Raw genomic sequence first — 20,260 nt, 5'->3', positions numbered from 1 at the left:
CAGAGTGCCTGTTTGCGGTTCTTCCCGGGCACCGGGGCGCGCGTCGACACCGGCGGACCCTCTACGATGCAGGCATGCAGACCCGCCTATTGGCGATCTTCGCCGCCCTTTTCGCCGTCGTCGCCCTCGCCGCAGGGTGCTCCGGATCGTCATCCGACGGTTCAGGCTCCGAACTTCCCGACGCCACCACCCTGCTGAGCGAATCCAGCGAGACCACCAAGGGGCAGACCAGTGCGCACCTGATGCTGAGCGTGCAGGGACAGATCGCCGAACTGCCCGTGGAATCGCTGGAGGGCGATCTCACGCAGTCTCCCGCGGTGGCCGCCAAGGGCACCGCGAACATCATCTTCCTGGGCCAGCGGCTCAACGACGTGGATTTCGTGGTGTCCGACGGCGATCTCTACGCCGCGATCACCGCCGGTGGCACGCTGTCCAATTTCGGGCCCGCCTCCGACATCTACGACGTCGCTGCGATCCTCAATCCCGATGTCGGTCTGGCCAACGTGCTCGCCAACTTCTCCAACCCCAGCTCCGACGGCCGTGAAACGATCGAAGGTACGCAGACCGTCCGGGTCACCGGTGAGGTCAGCGCCGACGCCGTCAACAAGATCGCACCGCAGATCGGCGCCACCGGTCCGGTTCCGGGCACCGCGTGGATCGCCGAGGACGGTGAGCGCGAGTTGATGCAGGTGCGACTGGAACCCAGCCCCGGCAACAGCGTGACGATGACCCTGTCGCAGTGGGGCGAGCCGGTGACCGTCGACAAACCCGCGGTGTGATGCACCGCACACCCGCCACAGCGCCGGTCGCACCGGCGACGGGTCGGGCGGCGACCAACCGCCGGATCGCGATCAGCGCGGGCAGCCTTGCCGTGGTGCTCGGGGCGCTCGACACCTACGTCGTGGTCACGATCATGGTTGACATCATGCGCGACGTCGGTATCGGCGTGAACGAAATCCAGCGCGTGACGCCGATCATCACCGGCTATCTGCTCGGTTACATCGCGGCCATGCCGCTCCTGGGCCGCGCCTCCGACCGGTTCGGCCGCAAACTGCTGATCCAGATCAGCCTGACCGGTTTCGCGCTGGGTTCGGTGGTCACCGCGCTGTCGACGGACCTGGTGATCCTGGTCGTCGGGCGAGTGATCCAGGGCATCGCCAGTGGGGCGCTGCTGCCGGTGACCCTGGCCCTGGCGGCGGACCTGTGGGCCGCACGCAACCGTGCGGCGGTGCTCGGCGGGGTCGGCGCGGCCCAGGAGCTCGGCAGCGTGCTGGGTCCCATCTACGGCATATCGCTGGTCTGGCTGTTCAACCACTGGCAGGCGGTGTTCTGGGTCAACGTGCCGCTGGCGGCGATCGCGATGGTGATGATCCACTTCAGCCTGCCCGGCCGGTCACCGACCGAGGACACACAGAAGGTGGATGTGGTGGGCGGCCTGCTGTTGGCCGTCGCGCTCGGACTGGCCGTGATCGGGCTCTACAACCCCAGACCCGACGGCAGGGAGGTCCTGCCCAGCTGGGGTCCGCCCGTCCTGATCGCGGCCGCCGTCGCCGCGGTGGCGTTCTTCGTCTGGGAGAAGTTCGCCCGCACCCGGCTGCTGGACCCCCACGGCGTGCGCTTCCGGCCGTTCCTGGCCGCATTGGGCGCATCGCTGGCCGCCGGTGCGGCCCTGATGGTGACGTTGGTCAACGTGGAACTGTTCGGTCAGGGGGTACTGGGGCAGGACCAGAACCAGGCCGCATTCCTGCTGCTGCGCTTCCTGATCGCGCTGCCCATCGGAGCGGTGCTCGGCGGTTGGCTGGCCACCAGGATCGGTGACCGGCTGGTGGCCGGCGCCGGCCTGCTCATCGCCGCGGGAGGCTACCTGTTGATCTCTCGGTGGCCCGCCGATCTGTTGGCGGCCCGGCACGATCTCGGCGTGATCAGCCTGCCTGTACTCGACACCGACCTCGCGGTCGCCGGTCTGGGCCTGGGCCTGGTGATCGGGCCGTTGACCTCGGCGACACTGCGGGTGGTGCCGGCCGCCCAGCACGGCATCGCGTCGGCTGCGGTCGTGGTGGCCCGCATGATCGGCATGCTGATCGGCCTCGCCGCCCTGTCGGCGTGGGGTCTGTACCGCTTCAACCAGCACCTCGCCTCGCTGCCCGCCTCGGCCGGCGGTAACTCGCTGGCCGAACGGCTGACCGCGGAGGCGAACCGGGTGCGTGAGGCCTATGTACTGCAGTACGGGGAGATCTTCACCATCACCGCGATCGTCTGCGTGGTGGGCGCGGTGCTCGGCCTACTGATCGCGGCCAAGGACGAACACGCCGAAACGCCGGCCGAGGAGAACGCCGACGAGGCTCAGCAGCGCTCGAGTCCGGGGCCCATCAGCTGAGGTTCGTCGTCGTCCCGGGCGTCCCCGCCGGTCAGTTCCCGCCAGGCGCCGCGGATCGCGCCGGGAAGGTGGCGGGGGTCGACCGGGCTGCTACTGAGCCAGTCCTGCAGTGCAGTCATGCTCGTATCCTTTGCTCGTGCTCACCCTGCGCAACTCGTCGGTGAAAGCGCGAATTCCCGCTCCAGTTTACCGACATCAGTGCGGCGACATGGCTGTGGCGCGCCTCGGTGGTTGTGAGACCGAGCACCCAAACCGCAGGTGAACGGCGGACAACGATTGGATGACGGCGCAGCTTGTCGCTATACCGGCGTGAGGCTCAGCAGCACGTCCGGACCTACCGGCGTCACGCCGTCGAACCGCCAGCGCTGCGCCTGGGCGATGCTGAGCACGCCGACGTCGTCCACGGCGGTGATCGGGCCGCCGAGCAGAATCGGTGCCACGTAGGCCAGGATCCGGTCGATCACCCCGGCCCGTAGGAACGCACCCGCCAGCGTCGGTCCGCCCTCCACGAGCACATCGGTACGGTCCGACAACGCCTTGATGACCTCATGCGGATCGCGGGTACGGATCACCATCGTTCGCGAATCGTCATTGAGAACGGTTGCGTCCGGCGAGATCTCACGCTCTCCCACAACCACACGCAACGGCTGGTGATCAGCCAGACTGCCGTCGGGCAGCCGCGCGGTCAGCGCCGGGTCGTCGACGAAGACGGTGCCGGTGCCCACGATGATGGCATCGGCGGCGGCCCGCCGGCGATGCACATCGGCACGCGCGGCCTCACTGGTGATCCATTGGCTGCTGCCGTCGGCGGCGGCGCTGCGCCCGTCCACGCTCGTCGCGAACTTCCATGTGACATGCGGCAATCCGGTGCGTTGCTTGTGCAGCCACTCGCGCAACGGGCCGCCGGCGACAGCGGCCGAGAGCACCCCGGCACTGACCCGCACACCGGATTCGGCCAGCCGCGCCGCACCTCCGGCGGCGACCGGATTCGGGTCGGCGACCCCGAACGCGACTTCGGCCACCCCGGACTCCAGGAGCGCGTCGACACACGGTGGGGTGCGGCCGAAGTGGTTGCACGGCTCCAGGGTGACCACCGCGACCCCCCCGATCGCACGTTCCCCCGCTCGGCGCAGTGCCACCACCTCGGCGTGCGGCCCGCCCGGCGGAGCCGTCGCGCCGACCCCGGCGATCGCGCCGTCACGGTCCAGGATCACCGCTCCGACAGGAGGATTCGGATACGTCCTGCCCTTGACCCGGTCGGACTGCTCGATGGCCGCAGCCATCGCGGCGTCGAGGTTCACAGCCTCAGGTGTCGGGATGCCGCGGCGGCCTGGGCGCGCAGGGACTCGATGGCCGCCGCCGGATCGTCGGCGCTGTAGACGGCCGACCCGGCGACGAAGCAATCCACCCCGGCCTCGGCCGCGGCCTCGATGGTGTCGGCGTTGATGCCGCCGTCGATCTCGATCAGAATGGTCAACTCACCGGCATCGACCAACCGCCGCGCGGTGCCGACCTTGGGTAGCACCTCGGCGATGAACTTCTGCCCCCCGAAGCCGGGCTCGACCGACATCACCAGCAACGTGTCGAACTCGCGCAGGATCTCCAGATAGGGCTCCAACGGCGTTCCCGGTTTGACCGCGAGGCCCGCCTTGGCGCCCGCGGCACGGATATCCCGCGCCACGGCGACCGGGTTGCCGGTGGCTTCGGCGTGAATCGTCACGTTGTACGCCCCCGCCTCGGCGTAGGGCGGCGCCCACCGCTCCGGGTGCTCGATCATCAGATGACAGTCCATCGGGATGCTGGTGGCCCCGAGCAGGGATTCGACCACCGGGAGACCGAGCGTCAGGTTCGGCACGAAGTGGTTGTCCATCACGTCGACGTGCAACCAGTCGGCGCCCTCCACGGCTTCGGCCTCCTCGGCCAGCCGGGCGAAATCCGCGGCCAGGATCGACGGCGCGATGAGCGGCGAGGTCACGGCATCTCGGGCGAGCGGTCCAGACATGACCTCAGCCTATCGGTGCTCACCTCGGCCCTGGATCCACCCGTAGCGCGGCGGCGAACATCGCATCGGTGCCGTGCCGATGCGGCCACAACTGCGCCGACATACCGTCCCCGGTATCGGCTGCGGGGGCGAACAGCTCGCCGGTGTCCAGCGCGGTCACCGGATGCCGGCGCAGCGCGTCGGCGACCACACCTGCGGTCTCGGCCAGGTGCGGTGAGCACGTCGCGTAGAGCACGACACCGCCCGGCCTGGTCAGCCCGATCGCCGAGGCCAACAGCTCGCGCTGCAGCTTCGCCAGCTGCGCAACGTCGCCGGTCTGCCGGCGCCAGCGCGCCTCGGGCCGGCGACGCAGCGCACCCAATCCGGTGCACGGGGCGTCGACCAGAACCCGGTCGAAGCCCGGTTCCAGTCCCGGTTTGCGACCGTCGACCCGCACCACCTGCACCGGCAGACCGACGGTGTTCTGCTCGACCAGGTCCGCACGCCGGGGGGCCGGCTCCACAGCGGTGACCGTCGCGCCGCCGGGTGCGCCGAGCGCGGCCAGCAGCGCGGTCTTGCCTCCCGGCCCGGCGCACAGGTCCAGCCACCTCCCGCCGTCGGGACCCACCAGCGGTGCCAGCGTGAGAGCCCGGGCCACCAGCTGGCTGCCCTCGTCCTGCACGAGTGCGGTGCCCTGTCGGACGGCCTCGACCTGTCCCGGGTCACCGTCACCCAGATAGACCGCGAAGGGTGAGTACCGTCCCACCGTGCCGCCCACCTGGGCGGCGAGGTCGGCCGCGGTCAGCGCGCCCGGCCGCGCCACGAGATGAACCTCCGGGCGGGTGTTGTCGGCGGTGAGCGCATCCTTGAGTTCACCGGCGCGGGCGCCCAGTGCGTCGGCGAAGGCCTGCGCGATCCACCTCGGATGTGCGGTTTGGAAGGCCAGATGCCCGATCGGGTCACTCGCCGCGGGCGGGGCGAGTTCGGCGATCCAGGACGCCTCATCCCGGCGCGCGATGGTGCGCAGCACACCGTTGACGAATCCCGCACGGGCGGAATCAAATTCGATGCCGGCCTGATCGACGGTGGTGGACACCGCAGCGTGGTCGTCGACCCGGGTCCGCAGCAGCTGATAGCTGCCGAGCCGTAACAGATCGAGCAGCGCCGGGTCGATCCGGTCCACCGGCCGCCCGGCGGCAGCGGCGATCACCGCGTCGAGTAGCCCGCGGGTGCGACACGTGCCGTAGGTCAGCTCGGTGGCGAAGGCCGCGTCGCGGCCGGTGATACCGCGGTCGCGCAGCATCGCCGGCAACGCCAGGTTGGCGTAGGCGTCCCGTTCGGAGACCGCGCGCAACACGTCGAAGGCGGCCCGCCGGGCGGGGTCCAGTGGAGTGCGTTTCATCGGGCCCAGCCGTTCTCGTCGAGTCGGGCGCCCCTGGCCCAGTCCGCGGCGTTCATCGGTTTCTTGCCGGGCGGCTGCACGGTGCCGAGCCGCACCGGCGCCGAACCGGTCCCGATGTGCACGTGCTTTTTGTCCGCCCGGATCTCTCCCGGCGCAAGACCTTCGGGTCCGTCGCCGGCCACCGTCAACGGACCGACCTTGATCCGCTGCATACCGATCGTGGTCCACGCGCCCGGGTTCGGGGTGACGGCGCGGATCCGCCGCTCCACGACGTGCGCGGGCAGTTCCCAGCGGATCCGGGCATCCTCGGCGGAAACCTTGGGAGCCACGCTGACACCGTCGGCCGGCTGCGGCACCGCAGTCAAGGTACCGTCGGCGATGCCGTCCATGGTGGCTTCCAGCAGACCCGCACCCGACACCGAGAGCCGCTCCAGCAGGTCCCCCGCGGTGTCGGTGGGTCGGATCGTCTCGGTGACCACCCCGAACACCGGCCCCGAATCGAGGCTGCGCTCGATCTGGAACGTCGTCGCCCCGGTCACCTCGTCCCCGGCGGCGAGGGCGGCCTGCACCGGCGCCGCACCCCGCCACGCCGGCAGCACCGAGAAGTGCAGGTTCACCCAGCCGTGTGCCGGAACCCTCAGCAGCGCGTCGCCGAGCAATGCGCCGAAGGCGACGACCGCGCAGCAGTCCGGGGACAGTGCGGCCAGCTCGGCGACGAATTCGTCGGAGTTCGGCCGGTCCGGTTTGAGCACCGGGATACCGTGCTCGGCCGCCCGAACCGCCACCGGCGATGGCGCCGGGCGACCGCGGCGCCCGGCCGCCGCGTCCGGGCGCGTCAGCACGGCGATCACCTCGTGCCGGGGCGATTCGATGAGTCGTTGCAGTGCGGGCAGGGCGGGTTCCGGTGTGCCGGCGAAGACGAGACGCACCGCGCCAGTCTAGGGAGGCGCAGCGCCCCCCTCAGCGGGGCGCCTGGTAGTACTCCTTCTCGGCCACCCCGGCCAGGGGCGCGACGAACATCCACGGGATCGTGGTGAGCTGCCGGTTCAGTGTGGCGACGGCGTCGTTGTAGTACTGCCGCGCGAACGCCAGCTTGTCCTCGGTGTCGGCGAGGTTGCGTTGCAGGTCCAGGAAGTTGTTCGACGAGTTCAGCTGCGGATAGCTCTGCCCCAGCGCCAGCAGCGGGGCCAGCGCGGAGTCCAGTTCGCGCTCCGCGGCGCTGCGTTCGGCGACCGATGCGCCGCCGGTCGCCGATGTCAGCGCCGCCCTGGCGTCGGTGACGTGGTCGAGGATCCCCCGCTCGTGCGAGGCAAAGGTCTGCACGGTGTGCACCAGGCTGGGAATCAGCGACGCCCGCCGGGTCAGTTCGACGTCGATGCCCGACAGCGCTTCGGCGACCCGCACCTCTGCCGACCGTATTCTGTTGTAGCCCAATACGAATACGATGAGCACCGCTACCGCGAGCACCAGAACGACGATCAGCAGGAACCTCACCACGATCCTCCCCCTCCTCCTCCGCCGCCGCCACCACCGCCGCCGCCGCTACTGCTACTGCTGCCGCCCGACGACGAGGACGACTGGGATGCGGTGTAGGCGCCGATCGAGGACGACAGCGCCGTTTGGAAACTGTCGAAGTCCGCACCACCTCCGCCACCCCCGCCGATGCCCCACCCGGACGACGAGGTGGACGAACTTCCATACCAATCCGGTTGCGGTGCAACCGAACCCGTGTCTGCCTCGTACTTCTTGGCCCATTGCGACGCGACCCCGGCCGCGACGGCGAACGGAACATAGGCGATGTAGCGGTCTTTGCGTGCCGAGAAGTCGAACCGGGTCTCGGCCGAGTCGGTGGCCAGCATGCGGTGGAATCCGCCGACGCGGGACCACAACTCGCGTCCCGCCGCGGTGCGCCGGGTGCCGACACCATCCCGCCACGACCCGGCCGAGAACAGGAAGAACGCCGCGAACGGCAGCGCCCAGACGGTGGTCGGGAACCCCCAGCGGAAGAAGCCGCACACCATCAGGATGAACGCCGCCGCGTTGGCCGCGCGCAGCCACAGTTCCTTCTTGCGTGCGACCAGCAGACCCGAATCGACGGCCCACTTCTCGACCGCCTTGGTCATGTCGGTTTTGGCCTTGTCGAGTCGCTCGCCGGATTTGACGGTCTTCTTGGCCTCGAATTGCGACCCACGATGACGCACCTTCAGTCGGGACGCCACCGCGATGCTCACCGGGTCGACGTCGGCCCACTGCCGCGGTTCGGCGATGCCCCTGATGTTCCACTGCTTGTCGTTGACCTGCTGCAGCGTGACGAGGTCGCGCTCGGCGAGATAGAACAGGGTGGCCGTCAGCCCGTTCTTGGGGACCGATTCGGTGCGGATGTACTCGGCCTGCACCGGGCCCAGCCCCGGTGGCGGCGCGTACTGCAGCGGAAATCCTGGTGATCGTTCCAGCACGGTGCGGAACCACAACAGCGCGGCGACACCGGCGAACACGGTCAGGCCGGCGACCCAGATCAACTGTGCGATCGACACGCCCAGCACCCGATCCCAGCGCTGTGACCATGGCAGGGACGCTCTGGGTGGCGTCGGTGCGTCGACCCCGGCACGCACCGTCACCGGTGTGCGCGGCGGCAGTGACTCGGCGTTCACACGCACCCGGTTGCCCTCGACGGTCAATGCGTCACACGCGCGGCCCACGCCGGCGCCGACCGAGCACTGGGCGGCACTGACGTCGCCGGGGAGGGTGACGGTGATGTCGGCGCGATCGATGCGGTTGTTCCAGGCGGGCGCGATCACGTTCCAGAAGAAGACCGACGGTGTCGGGGCTGCGGGGTCTCCGACCGAACCGGCGAACCGGCGGTCGGCACCGGTCCCGCCCGGATCCAGCACGCCCGGGATGGTGTAGCGGATCTCGAACACGTGGGTGCCGTCGCTCAGATACCGGTCCGGATCCCCGATCTTGGCCACCCGGAACCTGCCCGCGTCTTCCCACAACATCTGGTACGGCACCGGGCGGCCGTCCAACAGCACCGAAGTGATCTCGGGGCGCTGGCGTAGATGCGGATCGTTGGGGTTGACGACGTCCCAGTACCGGAATATCCCGTGCCGGTCGGTGCTGTAAAACAGCGTGGTGAGGGTCTCGACCGCGGTCATCTGACCGGCGTCGTCGACGACGATGTCCACGTCATAGTTCGCGATCACGACGGGGTCGTCGATCTCGGTGGCCTCCGAGCCGCCGTAGAACGCCACCGGCCAGAGCACCCCGACGGCGATCAAGATCAACGGGATCAGCGCTTTGACGACCCGACCGGCGGACATGCGCATCACCCTATGTGCAACGGGTCGATCTGGACGCGAACCGGCTGCTGATCGTGACGGGCGCTCTGCACTGCCGTGGCCCGGCGCAGTGCGGCGGCGAGCGCCAGCCCGCTGTCGCGGGGAACACGGACCAGCATCCTGCTCACCGCGACGTCGGTCGGCAGCCCGGCGGGCCGCCGGGCGCCCAGCGGTAGCTCGACCGGCCCCAGCACGTCGGCGCCGGCCGGCAATGTGGCGGCCGCCAGCAGCGCATCGACCGCGGGTGGCGGACCGTCGACGGCGGCCATGTGTACCGCCGGCGGTAGTCCGACCTCGGTACGGCCTGCCAGCTCGGATTGCGCGTGTCCCACCGGATCCCACCGGATCAGCGCCTGCACGGTAGGGATCGAGGACTCCGCCACGACCGCGACCACGCCTCCGTCGGCGCGGCTGCGGACCAGGGCGGCCGCTGCCATCCACCGACGCAGCGTGTCCTCGGCGGCGCGCAGATCCTGGCGACCCAGCAGCGCCCAGCTGTCGAGCAGCAGTGCGGCTCCGTAGCCATCGGCGGGCGTCGGCTCGACACCAGGGGTTGCCACCACAAGTGCGGCCCGCGCGGGAACGGCAGCCACCACGTCGTCACCGCCGGAGGTCACCACCGGAACGCCGGGAAATGCCCGGCCGAGTTCCTCGGCGGTTCGGCGTGCGCCCACGACGACGGCCCGCACCGTGTCAGATCCACACCGGGCGCAGCGCAGGCCCAACTCCTCCCGTCCACACCATCGGCAGACGGCACCGGGGACCTCCCGACCGGGCAGCGACAGCGGCCCGGTGCAGTGCCGGCATCGGGCGATGGTGCGGCACCGCGCGCAGGCCAGGGCCGGCACGTAGCCGCGGCGCGGCACCTGCACCAGGACCGGTGTGTCCCCGGCCAGCGCCTTGCGTGCCGCGTCGAGTGCCACCGTCGGCAGCCGCGCGGTACGCGCCGCGGCGTCGCGTTCGTGGGCATAGGCGCTGTCCTCGAGCGCGATCACCCGCGGTGCCCGCGCCCGCACGGTCTGCCGGGTCGCGGTCAGGTCGTGGGCCCACCCGCTGTCGACCAGCGCCTGCGCCTCGGCGGTACGGGTGAATCCCCCGATCATCGCCGCGCAGCGCAACTGGTGTGCGCGCAGCATGGCGACCTCGCGGGCGTGTGGGTATGGGGCCCGCGGTTCAGCCAGCGAATCGTCCCCGTCATCCCAGAGCACGACCAGGCCCAGATCCGACACCGGCGCGAAGACCGCACTGCGCGTTCCGATCACCACGCGCGCATCGCCCCGCAGTACCGACAGCCAGCGCCGGTACCGTTCGGCCGGGCCCAGTCCGGCCGACAACGCCACCACGCTGGCCGCGTCCACATGTTCGGCCGCCGCGGCGGAGAGTCGGTCGACGTCGCGCTGATCGGGGACCACGGCGAGCACCCCGCGCCCGGAACCGACCGTGACGGCCGCCGCCTCGGCCAGCCGGCGGGGCCAGGACTCACCCGGCAGCGCCTGCCACACCGCCCGGGCAGCACGGGCGTCACGCAACGCCGCGACGAACTGCGCACCCCCGCTGTAGGCCTGCCACCCGGTGGCCTGCACGGCATTGACCGGCTGCGGTACGCACGGATCACGGGTTCGCTTCTCGGCGTTGGCATGTCGGGGCGGCACCGCCAGCCGTAGCACATCCGCGCGGGTACCGGCGTACCGGGCCGCCACCGCGTCGACCAGCCGGCGCACGTCGTGGGTGAGCACTCGCTCGGCCGACACCACCTTCTCCAACCAGCCCAGCTTGCCGACGTGATCGGTGTCCGAACGGCGTTCGAGCACAAAGGCGTCCACGAGCCGGCCGTGGAAGCGCACCCGCACCCGAACCCCGGGCTGGGCGTCGTCGGACTGTTCGGCCGACACCAGGTAATCGAACTCGCGGTCCAGGTGTGGCACCGTGAGCATCGGCAGCACCCGCGCGACAGGCTCGTGTTCGGCGGCGTGCCGGGTGGTAGTCACGCCGCAGGTGTAGCAGACGGCACAGACGTCCGGCCGAACAGCAGGCCCGCGGTGAGCAACAGCAACGACGTGGCGTAGAACCACCAGATCGGCACCGCGAGCGCCTCCGAGCCCAGCACGAACCTGTCCACCCCGATCATCGCGTCCGACACCGCGAAGCTCACCGCACCCAGCGCGGTCCACGGGGTCGGCAGGTCGGCCAGCAGCGCGGCGCACACCATCGCACCGAGGACTGCGATGTAAAGCGTGACCGGCACCGCCATGCCCTGTTCGAGCAGCCGCGGCCAGAACCAGATCAGCAGCCCGACACAGGCCACCAGCACGGCCGCCGCCGCGGCCGACCGGCCCGGGGTTCTGACCGCCAGCGGCAACAACGCGGCCAGAAAACACAGGTGGGCGAGCAGAAACGCGGCCAGCCCGAGTACGAACGACGGTTCCCACCACGGCATCGCCAGCAGGAAGTCCCCGGTGGCCGAGAACAGCAGAGCCGCCACCAGCCAGCGCCGCTCCCGGTCGATGCGGTGGGTCAGCGCCGCGCCGGCGAGCAGCACCGCGGCCAGCGCCTTCACCGCCGGCTGAAGCCCGAACTGACCGGTGAGCTCGGCGCCCGCGGGTAAGCGAACGGCGGTGCCGATCAGGAACAGGCCGTAGCCGGCCGCCACGACGGCGGCGGCCGTCCACCACGCCTGTCCTGGGGACCACGCCGGTCCTCGCGTCCACGCCATGTCCGAGAACCTACTATTGCGGGCGATGGGCAGAACCCGCCGCCGCGAGCGGACCGACAGCGTCCGCGTCGCGGCACTCGATGTGCAGCACAGCCATCGACGGTCGGCAGTGGTCCTCGGTCCGGTGGCTCTCCCGACGCCCGACGCACTCGTCGCGCGCCTGCTCGCCATGGCCGAAGCGGGCCCTCAGGCCCGGATCGGCCTGGTCCCGTCCACCGCCGCCACCCGATGGCGCTACTCGCCCGCGTCGCTGCGACACGCGGTGTCCACGACCACCCGCAGCCCGGTCTCAGATCCTGTCGACCTGCTCGCCACGCTGCGGGAATGCCCGGGAGAGGGCATCCGCATCCTGGCCGCCGGCGACTACCTCGCCATCGATTTCAGCCACGGACTCGGCGAGGTGCCGCTGCTCGACATGGTGGTCGCCGTGCTGTGCGGTGGCGTGGATCCCAGCGACGACGCGGTGTGGGTCCCGTACCGACAGAGGGTGTCGCCGCTGGCCACCGCGGCGCTCCACGCGATCGGTCTGCGCCCGCAACGCCTCATCCCGCTGTGGCGGCAGCACCGGCGCAACGCGGCCGCACCCGACTCACCCCGACCTGCAGGCCGCCCCGCATTCGTCCCGGCGCCGGCAACCAGGGTCGCCCACATCTCCGCGGCGACGGCAGAAACGCTGCGGCGACAGCGGGATTGCGCACTGCCGGGGGTCAACATGTTCGCGATCTACACCTGCGCCCTGGCTGCCGCCTTCTCCGCGGCCGGGTTCGACGTCGACCCGAAAGTCACCGCACCTTTCGACGTCCGCCGCTTTCTGCCGACCGGGAGCGGAACCCTCGCGTCGTTCTCCGCCGGCCTGGATTTCACCCTCGATCCCGACACCGGCCCGCGCGGGCTGCAGGCCGAGATGACCGCCGCCGCCCGGATGGCACGACCGGTCGCCAATCTGGTGGTCGGTTCGGCCAAGACCCGCGCCGGTCTGCGTTCGGGTCGGCACGCGGAATCGAGGATGCCCGGTGAGCCGCGGTTGCGCCTGCTGCATTCGCACATCGGCTCGGTGCCACGTCAGCCGTGGTCGTTCAGCGACCCCACCGAGGCCCGGATCCTGGTCGCCAGTGATCCGGCCGGTCCGTGCGGAGTCACGGTCACCTCGGCCACGGTCGAAGGCGGGTTGTGGCTGACCGCCGAGTTCCACAGCACCGTGTTCGACGCGGGGAAGATCGCCGCCGCCCTGACCTCGGTACCGGACCAGGTGCACCGACTGCTCAGCGCCTGACCGCTACCCCACGTTGTCGTTACCCGGGGCGTAGTACGGGTTGACACTGCGGAACACCACCGTCTCGCCCTGTTCGTAGACGGCCGTCCACTTCGGCGAGGCCCGCAACGCGTCCTGCACGATGCCGACCGCCTCTGGACGGAAGTCGCCGTAGTAGCGGATCGCCTTGTTGGACTGCTCGCTGAAGATCACATAGGCCATGTACACGCCGTTGGTCACGTCGTCGCTGAGCGTCTTGAGGTCATCCTCGGTGGGGAACGACGCCTTCAGTTCGGCCAACCTGGGATCTCGACCGTCCCACAGGTCATAGCTCACCGGTTCGTCGAAATACGGGTTGAAAAGCGTCAACTCGGCGTAGTCGGCGTTCAGGCGAGACGGCATCCCACCCAACCTCATCATCACGAACCGGGTGCGGACGTCGGCATCGGAGGTCAGCGACTGCATCACCTCGACCTGATCTCGGGTCTCGAAGATGAACGGCCACAACGCGACATAGCCGTGCAGCCCCGCCACCGCCGCCGAGGTCATCGCCCCGACCGCCACCAACGTGGACAGCCGGCGCCGCACCTGCCCACCGACACCGTCGAGCGCACCCACCACTGCGGGAGCGATCAGGATCGCGCAGCCGAGCACCGAGTACAGATACACCCGGAAGATGGCCTCGCCGCCGTAGCTCTGCCCCAGGAGCAGACCGAACGAGCTGAAGGCCACGACACTGAGCGCGAGAACCGGACGCCGCCGCCTGCGCAACCAGATCGCGGCGGCGACGGCGCTCAGCACCACCACGATCGACAAACCGCGGACCACCGCCGAGGTGAAGTCCTTGGCGGGCAATCCAGAACTCACGATGTTGCTGTTGGCGTTGTCCAGCGGGCTTCCGCCCGACAGCAGCCCGTACGGAAGTACCGCTTCCAGATTGAGCAGCAGGTAGGCGACGGCGATCGAGACCATCGCCACCGCGACCCACCATGGACGGGCTCTGCGGAAAACGCAGAGCAGGCAGGCCGCACCGACCGCCCAGAACGGTGTGAGCTGATGGGTGGGCACCGAGGCGGCGAACACCACGATCGCGAGGACACCGCAGGGCCGGCTGCGTGCCGATGCCAGCAGCAGAACCAACATGCCGAACGCCAGCACCACCGACCATGCCTGCGGTGAGAAGTAGTCCTGGCCCACCCAGTTCACGATCTCGGCGATGAACACGGCGGTCAGCGCGGTGCGCCGGGACCGGCCCAGGACGCGGGCCGCGCAGTAGACGGTCAGCGCCACCAGGATGTGCATCGCCGGGGCGAACACGTGCGCGACGGTCATCGGGGCGATCCCGGTGACCTCACAGAACCACGCCCAGGTGGTGAAGAATGCGGTCCACTGCGCGTAGATGTCGGTACCGTCCGGGGCGATCCGCCCGTTGACGATGATGTAGTCGACAACGGCGAGATGCTTGTAGGTCCAGTCATAGAGCGGAACTTCAGTCGCCACCACAGTGGTGACCCTGGACACCACGATCGCCGCGGCCACTGCCACCACGGCCGGCACCAACTGCCGGTCTGAGACGGCGATCAGCATCGCCCAGGTGCACAACACGATGCAGACCGCCAGCAGGGGCCCGGTGCCCGAGAACAACAATCCGTAGTAGCCGGCATCGACACCGGGTAGGCCCGGTACCGCGGAAATCCAGACGGCCAGCGCCAGCCCGCTCAACATCAGCGAGAGATGTCGCCGCACAAAGTTTCTGGCTGCGCTGCGGTTTGTGGCTACGCTGCGGTTTCTGGCTGCGCTGCGGTTTCTGGCTATGCTGCGGTCGGGCGCTACCGCGCGCAGACGCCATCGGCGGACCGCGTCCAGCACACAGGTACGGTGCCGGTGGTACCAATAGGCGCTGCTACCCGCGACCAACAGCACCTGCACCCACAGAATGCCCGGCGGATCCCAGCGATAGGACCACATCGCCGAGATCGCCACCAGCGTGGTGATCGCCATCCCGAGCACTGGAACTGTGGAAAGCTTTGCGCGCCCCGGAATCTGCACCCAGGTCAGCACCGCTGCGCCCGGTCCGAGGGCGATGAACACCACCAGCGCGACCGCACGCAGGGCACTGGGCACGCCCGTCAACGCGAGTGCGCCCGCCGCGGCACCGACAGCCGCCAGATCCGCCATCCGCACCGGCATCACCGGAATGCGCCTCGGCGCAAACCGTACGTCGGGCGGTTGCGGTCTCGGATCGATGCGGGGCTCGAGAGTGGCCGTCATCGGCGGCCGACCGTCGCGGAATCGCGTACCTGTCGGCGCCGTCCCTGCCAGAGCGCCCGCGGCCCGCCCAGCACGGCCAGGACTTCGGTGCGCCCCACCGAAGATGGCACCTGATCACCGATTCCTGCGGGCATCCGGCCGGGTGAGGTCATGATGGCGCCGTAGTCGGCGCCCGCCCGCAGGGACGATCTGAAGCGGCGCCGGATCACCTGTGCGGCCAGTCGGCGGTGACCCGCGTCGAGGCCCACCTTCGTCAGCCACGCTCCCAGTCCTAGTCCGTAGCCGCGCGCCTGCTTGAGCAACGCCTCGTTGTCGCTGCGGTGCCGGTGCCACACGATCGCCGCCGGCTCGGTGGCGAGCGCATCACCGGCGGTGAGCACCCGGAAGAACAGGTCGAGGTCCTCTCCCCCCTGCGCCGCTGTGCCCGCCCCGAGCGCTTCGTCGAAACCGCCCAGTTCCAGCAGACGGTCCCGGCGCACCGCGAAGTTCGCGCCGGTGCCGAACCGTCCGACCTGGAATGGAAACAACGGCTGGTCCGCGGGAGGCCGATCCATGCTGAAAAGCCGGGGCTGCACAGACGCAGCCCATGCGACCCGCTGGTCGAAGTACGCCTGCGCGGCGGTGCGCAGTTCGCCGCTGGGCACCAGACCGGATACGCAGGAGACCCGCGGTGCGCGCTCGAATCCCCGCGCCAAACCCCGTAACCACCGAGCATCGACGACGACGTCGTCGTCGGTGTAGGCGACCAGCTGATGGCGGGCCGCGCGCAGACCGGTGTTCCGGGCGGCCGACAGCCCGGGCACCGGTTCGCGCACGTATCGCAACCGCTGCTCGCCCGCGCCCCGCACCAACTCGGCGGTCTCCTCGGTGCGCGGCGCATTGTCGACCACCACGACCTCGAAGTCCGGATAGTCGAGGGCCAGAACCGATTGCAGGGCATCGGCGAGTTGCTCCGGTCGGTCCCTGGTGCAGAGCACCACCGACACCACCGGCAGTGCGGTGCCGGTCGCTGGCTGATCGTCACCCGAGCCCGGCGGGACTTTCAGGCGCACCCGGTCACCGTGGATCGGCACCTCGACGAAACCGACCGGCTCATACCGATTCCGCACAAGGACGCGGGCCGTGCGGTAACCGGCGGCGCCGCCGGCGACGAACTCGATCATGCCGTCACCGTCGGGACGCCAGTCCTCGACGTCGATCATGCCGACCCAGCGCGCACGCGGCCAGGTGGGCGGACCCAGCGTCGGCATCGCCGGATCGACCACCGGGGTCATGGCGCGATCACCCGTACCCAGTCGACCAGCATTGTCGAGGGGTTCGGTGTCGAGGCGTCCGGGGGGCCCGGCCAATCTCCACCTACCGCGAGATTGAGCAACAGGAAGAACGGGGCGTCGAACACCCAACGACTTTCCGGTGCCAGGTCCGCGGGAGTGACGACGAACAGTGTGGTCTGCTCCACACCGGTGACGATGCGTCCCGGGCTGCGCTCCACCCAGTACGTGCGGAACTGGCCGGCCAGTGGGAACGGGACCGGTCCCGACGCCGAGATCTGCTGGCCGCGCGGACTGCCGGCGCGCGGGAGGTGCACGCCGGTGTGGAATTCAGCTGCCGTATTGAGGGTTTCGATGACGTCGATCTCACCGGCAGCCGGCCATCCCACGGTGTCGATGTCGGCGCCGAGCAACCAGAAGGCCGGATGCAGCCCCGCGCCCGCGGGCAGCATGATCCGCGCCTCCGCGCGACCCGTGGTGAACTCCACGCTTGCCTGGGTGGTGATGCGGGCCGAGGTGATCCGGTCCAGCGAGTCTCCGCGGGCGGTGATCGCGAGATGGCCCGCACCGTCCAGGCCGACGTTGGCCGGGCTGTCGGTGTACGTTTGCATCTCGTTGTTTCCCCAGCCACCGCCGCCGGTCTGCAGCCGCCACTGCGACGACGGCCGGGCGCCGGCCGGCCCGTCGAACTCGTCGGCGAACACGATGCGGGGGCCGCTCGGATCGGCGTGCCCGAGGGTCGCCGGCATCGAACATCCCGCCAGCGCGATCACGCAGGCCAGTGCGACGACACGCAGCATCACCGCATCTCCCCGACCGGAACGGGTATTCCGGTGTCCGGATCGGTGCGCGAACGGAATCCGTCGGTGCCGAGGGCGATGACGCCGATGAGAATTCCGTAGATCGCCATCCGCTGGGAACCGCCGGAACCGAACACGGTATGCCCGCCCATGTAGGTGACGTAGCCGACCAGGCTGACGGCACCTGAGAGGCCTGCGAGACCGCGCCGCTCGAGCGTCATCTTCGCCGGCGTCTCCAACGCGATGAACACGACGCTGACCGATCCGAGGGTCATGAAGATGACGATGGCGGTGAGGTTCCACGAGTAGTCGACCCGGTGGGTGACCACCCCGGAAGTTGCCAGCCCCAGCCCCGCGACCAGCAGCAGGGTCGCCGGGCCTCGGCCCGCCACCCGTTGCGCGAGCAGGCTCGCCGCGACGAACGCAACCGCGAGTCCGGCTGCGACCAGACCGACGTTGACGGCGCGGTAGAGCTCACTGCACGGCCAGTCCCCCGCCGGACCGCAGAACGCGATGCCCAGGGGTCCCAGTTGATCGTCGCGATACCCGTAGTGACCTCGCCATGTGGCGGCCACCACCCACTCGGTGGCGAAAAACACCAACGGGAGCAACGACATCCACGCCGTGACCCGCGCATCGGTCAACCATCCGGAGATCCTGGTCATGGTGTGCCCGACCTCGACCGGAAATGTTCCATCGCACCAGCGAAATACGTTAACGCACCAGCGAGATGCGGCGTCGCACCAGCGAAATACGTAAACGCACCCGCGAGATATCCGGCCGCGGTGACCATCAGGCCGACGATCAGGGCCAGCACGCGGGTCGGGTGCCTGCGGGCTCGCCACGCCCCGGTTGGCAGTGTCCGGGTGGCGTAGGTGCGCTCACTTTCCAGCGCGGCTGCCCGACCACAGAGCCGGCTCAGCACCGCCTTGCTGCGGCCCTCGTGAAAGCAGCGCCGCACAAAGTAGGACACCGTGATCCGGTCTACGGACACTGTGTGCGCCACTGCGAATCGAGTGCGGCGGACGATGCGCGCCCGCGGATCTCGGCGGGCGAGCTGGATCCCCATCATCGTCTCCTCACACCCCGCGGGCAGCGAGCCGACCCGACCGAGCCGATCGCTGAACCCGTCGACGGCGGCAAGTTCGGCCCGCCGTACCGCCATGGCCGCACCGATCGGGTTGCGGATAGTTGCACCGTCAGGGGGCAGTCCCCGGTAGTCACAGCCGACGACCCAACCGAATTCCGGGGGAAACCACACCGGCGGACGGCCCGACGGCCACGACGGATGAACCGCACCGCCGAGCGCGGTCAGCGTCGGGTCGGTGAATGCTGCGCGCACATCATCGAGGGCGCCAAGTGCCAGCTCGGCATCGTCGTCGAGGAAGACCATGATCTCCCGCGTGGCCAGCTGCAGACCGGTGTTCCTGGCACCGGAGAGGCCAGGGCGGAAGCGGTTTCTCACCAACTGCATCCGGTCGGTGTATGCCGCGGCCAGAGCACGGTACATGGCGTCCCCCTCGGCGCGCCCCTCGACACAGCCCTCGGCATCACTGTCGACATGCCCGTCGACGACCACGATGAGCTCATCTGCGGACCCGAGTTGGGCCAGCACGGCGGCCACGGCGCTGTCCAGTAGCGCACGGCGGGCGGCGGAATAGCAACAGATCACCACGCTGAGCGAAATCGCCGACGAACTGCGAAGTTCCGACGCCAGGGGCTGGGCACTCACCGCGACCAGCCGGCGACCGCCGTGCCCCGCGCCGCGCGAAGTTCGCGGCGCTCCCGGTTGATGGTGCGCAGGACCCGAAGTCCGTCGGTCACCGCGTTGAGATTGCTGCGTCCGTAGAGGCGCCTGCCCTCGAAGCTGCCCACTTCGTGGATCAGCCAGCCACTGCGTGCCGCCCGGACGTTGATCACGGTTTCGATCTCGAAGCCGTCACCCCACTGCGGCTCGGGCATGTCGGTGGGCGGAAGTTCCAGGCAGTTGAGGTTGCGACGCCAGAACGCGTTGTAGCCGTAGCACAGGTCGCTGAACTCGGTGCCGAACACTCGGTTGACCAACCAGTTGAGGGCTTTGTTGCCGACCCTGCGGATATGGGTGATGTCGTCACTTCCCCCTCCACGGGAGAACCGGCTCCCCTTGGCGAGGTCGGCTCCACCGACGAGCGCCTCGACGAACAGCGGGATCTCGGCAGGGTCGGTCGAACCGTCTCCGTCGATCATGACGATGATGTCTCCGGTAGCAGCCAGGAACCCGCATGCCAGGGCGTTTCCCTTGCCGGCGCGGGTCTGCTCGATGATCGTGGCGTCCGGCCACAACCGGCGAGCCACGTCGGTTGTCCCGTCCGACGATCCGCCGTCGACGACCACGATCTCGTCGACCGCAGGCATGCGTCTCGCGACGTAGGGGAGGTTGCGCGCCTCGTTGCGAGTCGGCAGGACGACGGTGACGGTGGGTTGGACCGCCCCAGACGAGGGTGGAGTCTCGATCGGGCACAAGAATTTGCTGACAGGTGCCGAGATGCGCACGCCGGACTCAGGAACGATCTCGGTCAATTCTTGAAACTCCTTGTGTTGCTTTCGCAAATCAATTCTCGCGGCTGAACTACGGGTCCGGTAGCCGACAGCGGGCGAGGTGAATGTCCGTAACTGAGAATTACCTTAGTGAATGAAAACGAGCGTTGGGGCGCTCCCCCGCCCACTATGACCAGCATCACAACTTTGGGTAGCCTAAGCAAACTTACCGGTCTTTAGTATCGTCATCCGGGCGCGCCGTCAACGCGGCGCGCACCACCGCCACCGGATCTTCCTCGGCCTCTGTCTCCCGGCGGGCCGGACACGTCGAACCTCTC

At 69.5% G+C, this 20,260-nt stretch carries 18 protein-coding genes; 3 read left to right on the top strand and 15 right to left on the bottom strand.

Going from position 1 to position 20,260, the window contains the following annotated elements; translation table 11 throughout:
- Nucleotides 1-74 precede the first annotated feature (74 nt).
- Nucleotides 75-779 (top strand): LppX_LprAFG lipoprotein, encoded by a 705-nt coding sequence (locus ACNUDN_RS12775; protein ID WP_419122286.1) that lies wholly within the window; start codon nt 75-77, stop codon nt 777-779.
- Entirely contained in the window at nt 779-2,377 is a 1,599-nt protein-coding gene (locus tag ACNUDN_RS12770) for an MFS transporter (protein WP_419122285.1), read from the top strand. The genes ACNUDN_RS12775 and ACNUDN_RS12770 overlap by 1 nt, the downstream gene beginning before the upstream one ends.
- Here ACNUDN_RS12770 and ACNUDN_RS12765 read toward each other — a convergent pair.
- The 9 genes from ACNUDN_RS12765 to ACNUDN_RS12725 form a co-directional block, all read right to left on the bottom strand.
- Nucleotides 2,344-2,496, bottom strand: coding sequence for a hypothetical protein (locus tag ACNUDN_RS12765; RefSeq protein ID WP_419122284.1), 153 nt, complete (start codon nt 2,494-2,496; stop codon nt 2,344-2,346). The two genes, ACNUDN_RS12770 and ACNUDN_RS12765, sit on opposite strands and share 34 nt — an antisense overlap.
- Nucleotides 2,497-2,676: 180 nt before the next feature.
- Complete coding sequence (ribD, locus tag ACNUDN_RS12760; protein ID WP_419122283.1) at nt 2,677-3,678, bottom strand: bifunctional diaminohydroxyphosphoribosylaminopyrimidine deaminase/5-amino-6-(5-phosphoribosylamino)uracil reductase RibD; 1,002 nt, start codon at nt 3,676-3,678, stop codon at nt 2,677-2,679.
- On the bottom strand, nt 3,675-4,379 hold the full coding sequence (rpe, locus tag ACNUDN_RS12755) for a ribulose-phosphate 3-epimerase (RefSeq protein ID WP_431959971.1): 705 nt from the start codon (nt 4,377-4,379) through the stop codon (nt 3,675-3,677). Before rpe ends, ribD begins: the two co-directional genes overlap by 4 nt.
- Before the next feature lie 19 nt (nt 4,380-4,398).
- Nucleotides 4,399-5,760, bottom strand: coding sequence for an RsmB/NOP family class I SAM-dependent RNA methyltransferase (locus ACNUDN_RS12750; RefSeq protein ID WP_419122282.1), 1,362 nt, complete (start codon nt 5,758-5,760; stop codon nt 4,399-4,401).
- The gene (gene fmt / locus ACNUDN_RS12745; protein ID WP_419122281.1) at nt 5,757-6,689 is read right to left on the bottom strand and encodes a methionyl-tRNA formyltransferase; all 933 of its coding nucleotides are present in this window, start codon (nt 6,687-6,689) and stop codon (nt 5,757-5,759) included. The genes ACNUDN_RS12750 and fmt overlap by 4 nt, the downstream gene beginning before the upstream one ends.
- 31 nt (nt 6,690-6,720) lie before the next feature.
- A complete protein-coding gene (locus ACNUDN_RS12740; protein ID WP_419122280.1) occupies nt 6,721-7,257 on the bottom strand; it encodes a LemA family protein in 537 nt (178 codons plus the stop codon).
- The gene (locus tag ACNUDN_RS12735; protein WP_431959968.1) at nt 7,251-9,080 is read right to left on the bottom strand and encodes a DUF2207 domain-containing protein; all 1,830 of its coding nucleotides are present in this window, start codon (nt 9,078-9,080) and stop codon (nt 7,251-7,253) included. Before ACNUDN_RS12735 ends, ACNUDN_RS12740 begins: the two co-directional genes overlap by 7 nt.
- 5 nt (nt 9,081-9,085) lie before the next feature.
- A complete protein-coding gene (locus ACNUDN_RS12730; protein WP_431961128.1) occupies nt 9,086-11,032 on the bottom strand; it encodes a primosomal protein N' in 1,947 nt (648 codons plus the stop codon).
- Between the two features lie 50 nt (nt 11,033-11,082).
- Entirely contained in the window at nt 11,083-11,811 is a 729-nt protein-coding gene (locus ACNUDN_RS12725; protein WP_419122279.1) for a lysoplasmalogenase, read from the bottom strand.
- A 25-nt stretch (nt 11,812-11,836) separates the two neighbouring features.
- Here ACNUDN_RS12725 and ACNUDN_RS12720 point away from each other — a divergent pair, with 25 nt between their 5' ends.
- Nucleotides 11,837-13,084 (top strand): hypothetical protein, encoded by a 1,248-nt coding sequence (locus tag ACNUDN_RS12720; protein WP_419122278.1) that lies wholly within the window; start codon nt 11,837-11,839, stop codon nt 13,082-13,084.
- A gap of 3 nt (nt 13,085-13,087) precedes the next feature.
- Here the strand turns inward: ACNUDN_RS12720 and ACNUDN_RS12715 are convergent, their stop codons facing one another.
- Genes ACNUDN_RS12715 through ACNUDN_RS12690 form a run of 6 tightly spaced genes read right to left on the bottom strand, consistent with a single transcriptional unit; the run spans nt 13,088 to nt 19,964 of the window.
- On the bottom strand, nt 13,088-15,334 hold the full coding sequence (locus ACNUDN_RS12715; protein ID WP_419122277.1) for a hypothetical protein: 2,247 nt from the start codon (nt 15,332-15,334) through the stop codon (nt 13,088-13,090).
- Nucleotides 15,331-16,608 carry a glycosyltransferase family 2 protein gene (locus ACNUDN_RS12710; protein WP_419122276.1) on the bottom strand — a complete coding sequence of 426 codons (1,278 nt, stop codon included), beginning with the start codon at nt 16,606-16,608 and terminating at the stop codon, nt 15,331-15,333. Before ACNUDN_RS12710 ends, ACNUDN_RS12715 begins: the two co-directional genes overlap by 4 nt.
- Entirely contained in the window at nt 16,605-17,405 is an 801-nt protein-coding gene (locus ACNUDN_RS12705) for a glycoside hydrolase family 16 protein (protein WP_419125136.1), read from the bottom strand. Before ACNUDN_RS12705 ends, ACNUDN_RS12710 begins: the two co-directional genes overlap by 4 nt.
- Nucleotides 17,405-18,070: a hypothetical protein gene (locus ACNUDN_RS12700; protein WP_431959965.1), complete on the bottom strand. Its 666-nt coding sequence runs from the start codon at nt 18,068-18,070 to the stop codon at nt 17,405-17,407. The genes ACNUDN_RS12705 and ACNUDN_RS12700 overlap by 1 nt, the downstream gene beginning before the upstream one ends.
- On the bottom strand, nt 18,067-19,137 hold the full coding sequence (locus tag ACNUDN_RS12695; RefSeq protein ID WP_419122274.1) for a glycosyltransferase family 2 protein: 1,071 nt from the start codon (nt 19,135-19,137) through the stop codon (nt 18,067-18,069). The genes ACNUDN_RS12700 and ACNUDN_RS12695 overlap by 4 nt, the downstream gene beginning before the upstream one ends.
- Nucleotides 19,134-19,964, bottom strand: coding sequence for a glycosyltransferase family 2 protein (locus ACNUDN_RS12690; protein ID WP_419122273.1), 831 nt, complete (start codon nt 19,962-19,964; stop codon nt 19,134-19,136). Before ACNUDN_RS12690 ends, ACNUDN_RS12695 begins: the two co-directional genes overlap by 4 nt.
- Nucleotides 19,965-20,260: the final 296 nt, after the last annotated feature.

The organism is Mycobacterium sp. smrl_JER01, assembly GCF_048513595.2.
Taxonomy (GTDB): Bacteria; Actinomycetota; Actinomycetes; order Mycobacteriales; family Mycobacteriaceae; genus Mycobacterium.
Note: the sequence above shows the minus strand (reverse complement) of the source record. Positions and strands in the feature narration are given on the sequence as shown.

What these genes read in the sequence shown, in the direction of transcription:
- ACNUDN_RS12720 (WP_419122278.1), top strand. Translation starts at nt 11,837, where the DNA reads ATGGGCAGAACCCGCCGCCGCGAGCGGACCGACAGCGTCCGCGTCGCG.
- ACNUDN_RS12770 (WP_419122285.1), top strand. Translation starts at nt 779, where the DNA reads ATGCACCGCACACCCGCCACAGCGCCGGTCGCACCGGCGACGGGTCGG.
- ACNUDN_RS12705 (WP_419125136.1), bottom strand. Translation starts at nt 17,405, where the DNA reads ATGCTGCGTGTCGTCGCACTGGCCTGCGTGATCGCGCTGGCGGGATGT.
- rpe (WP_431959971.1), bottom strand. Translation starts at nt 4,379, where the DNA reads ATGTCTGGACCGCTCGCCCGAGATGCCGTGACCTCGCCGCTCATCGCG.
- ACNUDN_RS12735 (WP_431959968.1), bottom strand. Translation starts at nt 9,080, where the DNA reads ATGTCCGCCGGTCGGGTCGTCAAAGCGCTGATCCCGTTGATCTTGATC.
- ACNUDN_RS12700 (WP_431959965.1), bottom strand. Translation starts at nt 18,070, where the DNA reads ATGACCAGGATCTCCGGATGGTTGACCGATGCGCGGGTCACGGCGTGG.
- ACNUDN_RS12775 (WP_419122286.1), top strand. Translation starts at nt 75, where the DNA reads ATGCAGACCCGCCTATTGGCGATCTTCGCCGCCCTTTTCGCCGTCGTC.
- ACNUDN_RS12765 (WP_419122284.1), bottom strand. Translation starts at nt 2,496, where the DNA reads ATGACTGCACTGCAGGACTGGCTCAGTAGCAGCCCGGTCGACCCCCGC.
- ACNUDN_RS12750 (WP_419122282.1), bottom strand. Translation starts at nt 5,760, where the DNA reads ATGAAACGCACTCCACTGGACCCCGCCCGGCGGGCCGCCTTCGACGTG.
- ACNUDN_RS12715 (WP_419122277.1), bottom strand. Translation starts at nt 15,334, where the DNA reads ATGACGGCCACTCTCGAGCCCCGCATCGATCCGAGACCGCAACCGCCC.
- ACNUDN_RS12725 (WP_419122279.1), bottom strand. Translation starts at nt 11,811, where the DNA reads ATGGCGTGGACGCGAGGACCGGCGTGGTCCCCAGGACAGGCGTGGTGG.
- ACNUDN_RS12730 (WP_431961128.1), bottom strand. Translation starts at nt 11,032, where the DNA reads ATGCTCACGGTGCCACACCTGGACCGCGAGTTCGATTACCTGGTGTCG.
- ACNUDN_RS12710 (WP_419122276.1), bottom strand. Translation starts at nt 16,608, where the DNA reads ATGACCCCGGTGGTCGATCCGGCGATGCCGACGCTGGGTCCGCCCACC.